The 9,139-nt window shown below is 43.3% G+C and carries 8 protein-coding genes; 3 read left to right on the top strand and 5 right to left on the bottom strand.

Translation table 11 applies throughout. The features are described 5' to 3' along the window. Complete coding sequence (locus ACT3CD_RS08180; RefSeq protein WP_444644663.1) at positions 1 to 147, bottom strand: hypothetical protein; 147 nt, start codon at positions 145 to 147, stop codon at positions 1 to 3. Between the two features lie 162 nt (positions 148 to 309). Here ACT3CD_RS08180 and ACT3CD_RS08185 point away from each other — a divergent pair, with 162 nt between their 5' ends. Further along, a complete protein-coding gene (locus ACT3CD_RS08185; protein ID WP_444644665.1) occupies positions 310 to 771 on the top strand; it encodes a type I restriction enzyme HsdR N-terminal domain-containing protein in 462 nt (153 codons plus the stop codon). Here the strand turns inward: ACT3CD_RS08185 and ACT3CD_RS08190 are convergent. The 4 genes from ACT3CD_RS08190 to ACT3CD_RS08205 form a co-directional block, all read right to left on the bottom strand. Continuing rightward, complete coding sequence (locus tag ACT3CD_RS08190) at positions 692 to 1,288, bottom strand: GNAT family N-acetyltransferase (protein WP_444644667.1); 597 nt, start codon at positions 1,286 to 1,288, stop codon at positions 692 to 694. The two genes, ACT3CD_RS08185 and ACT3CD_RS08190, sit on opposite strands and share 80 nt — an antisense overlap. Positions 1,289 to 1,425: 137 nt before the next feature. After that, positions 1,426 to 2,592: a glycosyltransferase family 2 protein gene (locus ACT3CD_RS08195; protein WP_444644669.1), complete on the bottom strand. Its 1,167-nt coding sequence runs from the start codon at positions 2,590 to 2,592 to the stop codon at positions 1,426 to 1,428. A 143-nt stretch (positions 2,593 to 2,735) separates the two neighbouring features. Continuing rightward, the gene (locus tag ACT3CD_RS08200; RefSeq protein ID WP_444644670.1) at positions 2,736 to 3,542 is read right to left on the bottom strand and encodes a glycosyltransferase family 2 protein; all 807 of its coding nucleotides are present in this window, start codon (positions 3,540 to 3,542) and stop codon (positions 2,736 to 2,738) included. After that, positions 3,542 to 4,978 (bottom strand): B12-binding domain-containing radical SAM protein, encoded by a 1,437-nt coding sequence (locus tag ACT3CD_RS08205; protein WP_444644672.1) that lies wholly within the window; start codon positions 4,976 to 4,978, stop codon positions 3,542 to 3,544. Before ACT3CD_RS08205 ends, ACT3CD_RS08200 begins: the two co-directional genes overlap by 1 nt. An 828-nt stretch (positions 4,979 to 5,806) precedes the next feature. On the opposite strand from ACT3CD_RS08205, the gene ACT3CD_RS08210 reads away from it, so the two are divergent. Both ACT3CD_RS08210 and ACT3CD_RS08215 read left to right on the top strand, forming a co-directional pair. Next, complete coding sequence (locus tag ACT3CD_RS08210; protein WP_444644674.1) at positions 5,807 to 7,855, top strand: sialate O-acetylesterase; 2,049 nt, start codon at positions 5,807 to 5,809, stop codon at positions 7,853 to 7,855. 440 nt (positions 7,856 to 8,295) lie between these two features. Continuing rightward, positions 8,296 to 8,670, top strand: a complete 375-nt coding sequence (locus ACT3CD_RS08215) for a hypothetical protein (protein ID WP_444644676.1) — start codon at positions 8,296 to 8,298, stop codon at positions 8,668 to 8,670. Positions 8,671 to 9,139 lie beyond the last annotated feature (469 nt).

Here is a 9,139-nt window from a genome sequence, read left to right on the forward strand (position 1 = left end):
TCAATACGCACGCAACCCGCCATAAAAAACAACAGCCACCAACCGCCCTTCAAAAACAGCTATGGGGCGTGTCCCGCCTTCGTCGGGTCGGGCTTTACGCTGCAACTCCTCGCTTCGTAACCGCTTCGTCAACGGGTTGTGGGCCACTCAGAGGTAATTGCGCATCGCCTTGAGAATATAGGCAACACCACGCTGTGGGGTTTCCGCTTCAATCCCTCACGCAACCGGCAAGCACTTCATCCATTTCACAATTCAGCAACCACTTTGCAGTTACAGCAAATTTCTTCAAATTTGCACCAAACAAACACCATGCAAACACTCAATCTTCCGGCAGCACCACTACGCATAGACACCACAAACAAAAAACCGCGGGTATTCGATGTCATCCGCAAAAAATTTGTAGCCCTCACGCCCGAAGAATGGGTGCGTCAACATTTCATCCATCTGCTTATCAGTTTAAACTATCCACAGGCCCTCATCGCCGTCGAAAAGCTGGTGCTGGTCAACCAACTGCGCCAGCGGGCCGACATTGTTGTTTACAACCGACAGGGAAAACCTGTACTCATCGTCGAATGCAAAGCCCCCGAAGTACCTCTGAGCAACGTCACCATTCAACAAGCCGGACGCTACAACACACGTCTCGGCGTAAGTCACATCATCATCACCAATGGTCTGTCAACGTATTGTTTATTCATTCATCCCCGCACGCATCAGTCCCGGGTGCTCTCCGAAATTCCCACTTTTGAAACTCTGAACGCGCCCCCGTTTTAATCAATTGAAGCATTAGTTCATCCTCAAAACCATCGCCCGTGCGCACCCAATCCTTCTTCACCCCAATAAGCTGAAACCCGGCGCTGGTAAACAATTTGAGACTCACTGCATTACTGGCCTGTATATTACAATAAATCTGATGCAGGCCCAACACCCCAAAAGCATATTGTATCAGTAACGCCAAGGCCGACGAAGCGACGCCCTGCTCACGCCAGTTTTCGTGAATCATCACGCCCACTCCGGCCCGTTGATGGTATGCGTCAAAATCAAACAAATCCATAATCCCCACGGTTTCAGAAACCGCCTTATCCTTGAGCAAATCAATCATGAGCCGCAATTGTCCCGTTTGATAAATATCAGTTTGGGCCGACTTAACATATTGCTCCATCTGGTAACGACTAAAAGGGGTGAGAGTATTGCTCACCCGCCATAGCCGCATATCATTTTCCCATTGATACAACCGCGTTGCATCATCCAACTCCACGGCCCTCAGAGATATCAAATCATTTTTTATCATACCAACAATTGTATTACATATAACAGCAGGAAAGATAAAAGAGAATAAGCACTTATGCAAAAAGTATAAACAAACCAACGGTCGTCATCAGTCATTTGCAAACCATTGGCACCCATTGATTCCTGATGAAAGCATCTCTATAACACCTTCTTCAAGACCTTAAAAACCCGTGTTCTTTTTTCCACATCAGTCACCTCAAATCCATATTCATGACGTGCATCCAGCCATACCACCTTACACTTTCCACAGGCTTTGTCCTGAACAATATGCAATGCCTCCCGGGGCGATAATGAGTGCATGTCAAGCCACGCCACAGATGCAAAATCGCTGCCTAAGTCAGCATTACCCATCATAAAAGCGCCTGAGGCATCTATGGCAATCACCTCCGACTCCTTGTCAGAATCATCTCCACTCACAACTGATCTTCGGTTGTGCCAGGCCAGCTGCCATCGCTTCGCCAACGACAAACATCTGGTCATAAAAAACACAACCGGACGCAACAACCGATTCCAATAGCTTTTAAAATGAATATGGTAAAACAAGCCCATGGCACCAAAAAAATGCTTCACATAGCGATCATCTTTAATGGTACTTTCCCCTTTAAAGTGAATAATAGAAATAGACGGATTATAAAAAATTTTAAAGCCGGCCTTTTTCAGCCGCCACGACAAATCAATATCTTCGCCATACATAAAAAAACGCTCATCAAACCCACCGCATTTCGCAATGGCATCGGCCCTCAAAACCATACAGGCGCCTGATAAGACCTCAACTTCGCTGACTTCATATTCGGATAAATGTCCCAGGTAATAGCCGGCCAATCGCCTGGATGCAGGGCATAAGGCTGTCAGTCCCGAAAACCGACAAAAAGACCGAAACAATGTTGGCAATCCCCGCTTGGATTCCGGCAAATAACACCCCATTCCATCGGTCATATAAACGCCCATTCCGCCGCAATCGGGATGATCCAACATAAAAGCGAGCACCCGTTGGGTAATATCTTCGGGCACCACTGTATCTGGATTCAGCATGAGGTAATAGCGACCTAAAGCAACCCGCATACCTTGATTGCAAGCGGTCCCAAATCCCACATTTTTGTCATTGGCAATCACTTTTACCAAGGGATAATTCGTCCGAACAACACTTACCGTTTGGTCGCTGCTGGCATTATCTACCATAATAACCTCCAAACGGTCATCGGTCTGCCAAAACAAAGTATCCAAACAAAGCCGCACAAAAGGCAAACTGTTGTGCGTTACTATCACCACTGATAACTCCACAGCCATATCAACATTCCTACTCAAACCATTAATATTGAATCGTTCATTGCGTTCAACTAACCATCTGAAGCGTGTAATTGTTTGAATGCAACCTTAAATAAACCGGGGATAGAGTTTGGTCAGAAAGTCCAACTTGATGGACAGACTCCGGATAGAATCATGGGAAGTTATAAGCTCCCCCTGTTTTTCCATAAAAAATAGATGATTGCTTTTAAATGTAAAAAGCTCATACGACTAAACAGATGCTTGTTGGAGATACGCATATAATGATGCACAATGGACACATGGGGAAGATATATCACTTTTAATCCGGCATTTCGGATACGCAGACAAAAATCGGCATCTTCAGGGCCGTAAAAAATATGTTCGTCCAGGTATCCCACCGCACTCAACACCGAATGGTGAAACATCTGGCAAGCACCAATAAGATAGCCCACTTCAAAAAACTGCCCTCCCAACATCTGTTGGTGATAAAACTGTTTGTTATTCCAACGCATCAACCGTTCACGAAAAGCGGCAAAACAGCCGCATCGCTCAAGCAATGGAATTGAAATATTCAGAAATTTATAACGCAGAGAAGGCATCTGTCGACAACTATCCTGCACCTCCCCTTGCAACGACTTAAGCTTACAGCCACAAATTCCGGTATCAGGCACCGTTTCGAGATGTAACAGCATGGCGTCAACAGCCGGTTTGTTCACGACCGTATCAATGTCCAATATCCATATAAACTCGCCCGACGCTTTCAGCAGCGCCCTGTTTCGTCCTCTGGCAACCCCCTGGTTTCCGGTATTGCGAAGTAACAAAATCCGGTCTTTATACTGCTTCAGCAACTCCAGCGTGCCGTCTTCCGAATTGTTATCGAGCACAATGACTTCACATTCAATATGAGCGGTTGATTCCAACACCGAGTCCAGACAAGGCTTAACATCATTCGCTGAATTCCACGTTAAAAGAATGACCGACAACTTCATTAGCCAAACAATTTAATTTTTAAAGCCTTAAAAGCAGTCACAAAGTCATGCCATGATCTGAATTTCCTGATATGCAACCAAATAAAGGAAGGACGCAGAAAAAACGACATATTATTCCGATAAAGTAAACGGGTCATTTGTTGGGTTGATAAATTGGGATAATTCAGGATAGAATGCCGTTGTACGTCGGTAGGGACGTAATGGCCGCCAACAATCCAGTCATTTTTAAGGGCCAATTCATAAAACTCCGTGCCCGGGAAAGGGGCCACAATGTTAAACATCACCTGGCTAACCCCTAATTTCATTGATTCTTTAAGCGTCTCTTTAATGGTCTGTTCGGTTTCCAGCGGACTGGTTCCTATCAGGATATTAAGTTTTACAGGAACCTTATATTTTTTCAACAAATTAATACCCCTAAAAATATCATCACGGGTAATTCCCTTTTTTATGTATGCGAGGATCTCGTCATTAAACGACTCCACGCCCAAATCGACAAAGCAGCAACCGGCATCGCCCAATATGCTTGCAATTTCGTCGGTTATGGCATCCACGCGGGCCTGACATCCCCATAATAAACCATGCTTTTTGATGGCATCACAAATTGGACGTAAACGTTTAGCCGAGACAATAAAATTATCGTCAATAAAAGCAATAGATTTGTAGCCTTTGGAAGCCAATTCATCAATTTCGGCCACTACGTTTTCAACCGAGCGACTGGACACCGGGGGTTTATGACCTTTGGCGGCTTTAAACTCAATTTCACGCGCAAAGGTCAAAGAACTGGGGACGCAATAAATACACTGATAAGGACAATTGCGGGATGTTAAGACCGTTGTGTAAGGATGAACCTTAAGTTTGGGATTACTGTACGGATATTTTTCGATAAAATGACGCGCCGGGAATGGCAGCCGATCCAGATCACGAATCAATGGTCGGGTTGGGTTACGACATATCTGTCCGTCCTTTAAAAAAGAAAGGCCCTTCACATTATCGACATCACGCTCCGAATGAAAACACTCAATTAATTCAGCCACAGTATCCTCGGGCTCACCTCTCACCACCATCATTTTGTCATCCAACAAAAACTTATCGGTAAAATAGGTTGCTCCGGGACCCAGGAACAAGACAAAAGCATCAGGGCGCTTGCTGCGTATCAGTTTTGCCGCCTCAATATCTGTTTCGATGGAAAGATTTACCGTCCACAAAAGATACACACGACTATCATCTTTCGACAAAAAACGATCAAAGTCGCGCCATTGCTTTTTTTCCATTACACAATCGATGTAACGAACGTCGTAACCAGCATTTTCGAGCACTGCGGCAACAATCAATTCATAAATATTGGGCATGGGATAAACCATGCGTGTGCAACCGGCCGTGCGTTCAGCAGGGTTTTCGGACGATATTTCAGGCGGGACGATAAAACTTACTACCATGAACTACAGAAATTTATTTGCTATTTATAAAGAATTTAAAAACAAAACATACTCCCGGGCAACAAAGTCGATGACAGTCTATAGATTTAGACTCTTTCTAAGTAAAAGTGGTCCATAAAATCCAATTTCTGCGATATGCTTGTCCGTAAAATGTTTATTTACCACACTTCAAAAACGTCGGTAACGACGTTTTCGTATGGGACACCAGCAATACCGTTCTATCTTTTCGATCTCACTGCAAAACTGACTTCCGAATAATGATACTGAGTTTATCGATATTGACATTTTTGAATCAAAAAATGATAGGATTATTAACCTGCCTTTATTTTTTGCACAAACAGATAATCTTAGCTTAATTATAGTTGTAACTTTATAGATCAAACTCTGGATTTTATGGGGGGACACTTATTAATGACAGCAAAAAACGTCATTTGTACGTGACGATTGCTTTCAAAATGGTCATTTACTGGAGTAAACTCACACTTTGAGAGCTGGGCAAACCCTGGATTAAGAGCAAGCAGGAATCAATTTCAGGCGCCCTGAAAAGATGAACAAAAACATTTTCCCTGACCAGGATGCCGTTGCATCAGGCGACTAAAATTAAATGCGAAACAATCAAAAGAACCTATAAAACACAATAACAATGTGCCTTTGAACTCCCCACTGTATTTCCGATTCGAAAGGCTTCGGACTTAAATCAGACAAACAGACCGTCATTTTTCACAAACAGAAAACGAACTAAATTGAGCTATAGCAAGTAATCCCGAAAAGAAAAATCAGTATTTTTGAATAAATCCATGTAGTCAATAAAAATCAAATTTTAAGGACATGAAAATTTTCAATCGATTATTGAACATCGCATTATTGGTGTTGCCACTACTAACTATTGTAAGCTGCACCACACAGGCACCACTTGAAATCCCAGCAATTTTCTCCGACAATATGGTGCTTCAGCAAAACAGTCAGGCGGTAATATGGGGCAAAGGACAGCCCAACTCAGAAATAGTTGTTACAGGCGACTGGGGTAACAGAGCCACCACTGTTGTAGAAGCAGACAGCAGCTGGCAAACCACGCTCTCCACCATCGAGGCAGGAGGTCCTTACACACTAACCGTCAGCGGAAGCGACACCGTCATTACAATAAACAATGTAATGTTGGGCGAAGTATGGCTAGCCTCCGGACAGTCGAACATGGAAATGCCCCTTGCCGGTTGGCTGCCCAACAACCCAGTGGAACATTCGGCCGAGGTAATTGCCGGCGCGTCAAATCCCAACATTCGGATGTTTACAGTAGCCCGAAATGTCACCTCGTCACCGGCGACCGACGTAACCGGTTCATGGGTGGTATCATCACCGGAAACGGCCGGTTCATTCAGTGCCACAGCGCTCTTTTTTGCCCGCAAGCTACAGGCCGAGCTCAAGATACCGGTGGGCATTATTCACAGCAGTTGGGGCGGAACCCCCATGGAGGCGTGGATTAGTCCGGACATGCTAACCATTGACAAAGATTTTAAAGATCTTACTAAAAAATTAAAACAAATTGCACCGCAAGAAGCTGCTTACAAAAAATGGCTATCGGGCATGAAATCCATAAATCTTGAGACAACAGAAGAAAATCCACAGCCCTACCAGGGAATCGATATCTTCAATCAATATTTCACCAATACTGAGACCGATATCACCAATTGGAAAAGCATGCAACTGCCATCGTCTTTCGAAGCCACAGAGATCGGCGAATTTGATGGTGCTGTTTGGTTCGCGAAAGAAATTGTGATACCGCAGGATTGGGCCGGTAAAGAACTAACGCTGACGTTAGGCGCCATTGACGATATAGATGTCACCTACCTAAATGGCAAAGAAATAGGCGCACACGAGCAGGAAGGCTTCTGGCAGGCCAACCGGGTTTACACCATCCCAGCCGCAGAAGTAACAACGGGCAAAGTCAGACTGACAGTAAAAGTTCTTGACCTGCAAGGGGGCGGCGGCTTCATGGGCACCGATAAATCAATGCGTCTTTTCCGCACCGACGATCCGAGCGTCGCAATATCAGTGGCCGGCGAATGGAAATACAAAGTCGGGGGCCAATTGATAGCCCACCAGCTATATCTCTTTGATCCAGAGAAAGACAGTTTCAGCAAACGGCCTAAAGTCGACTTGGTCATCTCCTCACAAACACCTGGCGTGTTATACAATGCTATGATTTCGCCACTCACCCCATTTAGCCTCAAAGGCACTATCTGGTATCAGGGAGAAGCCAACGTAGGGCGGGCCGGTCAGTACATGCGACTAACCTCGATGCTGATCACCAACTGGCGTAACCGCTTTAAAAATGAGACCATGCCCTTCTATTATGTACAACTGGCCCCGTGGAATTACGGAGATCCCAGCGGCATTTCATCGGCAGGCCTTCGTGACGCACAACGCCGCATGCTCGACATCCCCAACACAGGAATGGCCGTCACCCTTGATATTGGAAACGTAAACGATATTCACCCCGCCAAGAAACAAGAAGTTGGCGAACGATTGGCTTTATGGGCTTTGGCAAACGATTACGGCATAGAGACCCCTTTTTCAGGTCCGCTGCTTCGGGGTCACGAAGTGATTGGAAATAAAGTCAGACTTACTTTCGAACATGTTTACGATGGTTTAGTCCTAAAATCTAAGATCCCCAATCAATTTGGAATAGCCGGAAAAGATGGCGTCTTCTACCCAGCCACTGCAAAAATTGTAAATGAAACCATAGAAGTATCAACCCCAAAAGTAAAAGAACCAGTTAACGTTCGCTACGCCTATAAAAACGGCGCTGAAGCATCATTGTTCAACAGCGCGGGGCTACCTGCCCCATCGTTCAGCACCGAAGTTGAAATAAAAGAGTAGTTAAAGTTTATCGGTAAAGTTCAACTTCGGTGTTGTGCTGGCTTTCACAATGATTATTTACACCATAAATTTAGATTTTGAAAGCCGTGCCAACCCTGAATCTGAACTTTATAGGTCAAACTACATACTTTAGAAGCGATAAGGGGGGGGTGATTTAAAGTCCCCCCCCTTATCGTTATTATGATACTAAACAAAAACCTGCCAATAAACCCGATCGTGACGTTACGCTTACACTCAAAACACACATTTATACCACAAATTCCCGTTCTTCGGATTTAACCTCAAATACGAGACTTCCCTATCCGGCACCAGTGTTTGCATGCAAGCACTAAATAATAAACTGAATAATGATAAGGATCCATGTATTTTTTAATAGATTTACCGCAAATAAGCTTTTCCTTATTTCATAAAATTTATTACTCGGTTTATTTCTTTACTAAATGGATAAAAAATTCAAATATGAATTTGATCGTTCAACAGGTATTTTATACAAATACTATTATGGATTGATTGGCGTTGAAGACATAGAATCTTCGTGGGAATATGCTTTTGAGAATAATTTAATACCCAAAGAAATTAAGGGCTTCATTTTAGATTACCGAAAATCAAATTTCAATATAAAAATTGAGAGACACATTTCGATAGCGGGTTTCTACAAAAAGCATCTGGATGTATTTGGGAATAAAAAAATTGCTATAATCACTCAAAATCCCAGAGATATTGTTATTCCGATTTTAGTAAAAAAAGAGGATAAAGGCTATCATTCAAGACCTTTTAGCACTGTTGAATCGGCGATAAAGTGGGTATTGAGTTGAAAAACCAATAAAAAACATCATACTTATAGTCACTGGTACTTTCAATATAATCATTTACGAACGAAAACTTCCATTTTTAAGACTTCGCAAGCCTTAAATTTAAACATTTCTTATCAGGCATTTTAGGTTCCTTGCTGATACAAATTGAGTCATGACACTGCCCAATCGGTATATTGTCGATTTGTTTAACAGCAAATTTTTACCTGAACAAGCAACAAGTTAACTCACTTAAATACAAACCAATCACAATCACACCGATATTATTTAATATGATTTGTTGGTCGGCGACAAAGTGCAGTGTCAAAAATTATTGATTACGGTGATTTTTACAATTTTTCCAACGGCTGTTACCTGTTTGCCGTTACTTGTCACACCTTTGACGGTGGCTGTTGTGTCATATTCTGAAATAGCTTGACGTAAAAAGTCAAGTAAAATGAAAAAAAAAGGAATTGCCATGTTAACAAATAGC

It is taken from the genome of Geofilum sp. OHC36d9 (genome assembly GCF_052400685.1).
In the GTDB taxonomy this organism is placed as follows: Bacteria; Bacteroidota; Bacteroidia; order Bacteroidales; family Marinilabiliaceae; genus CAZHHH01.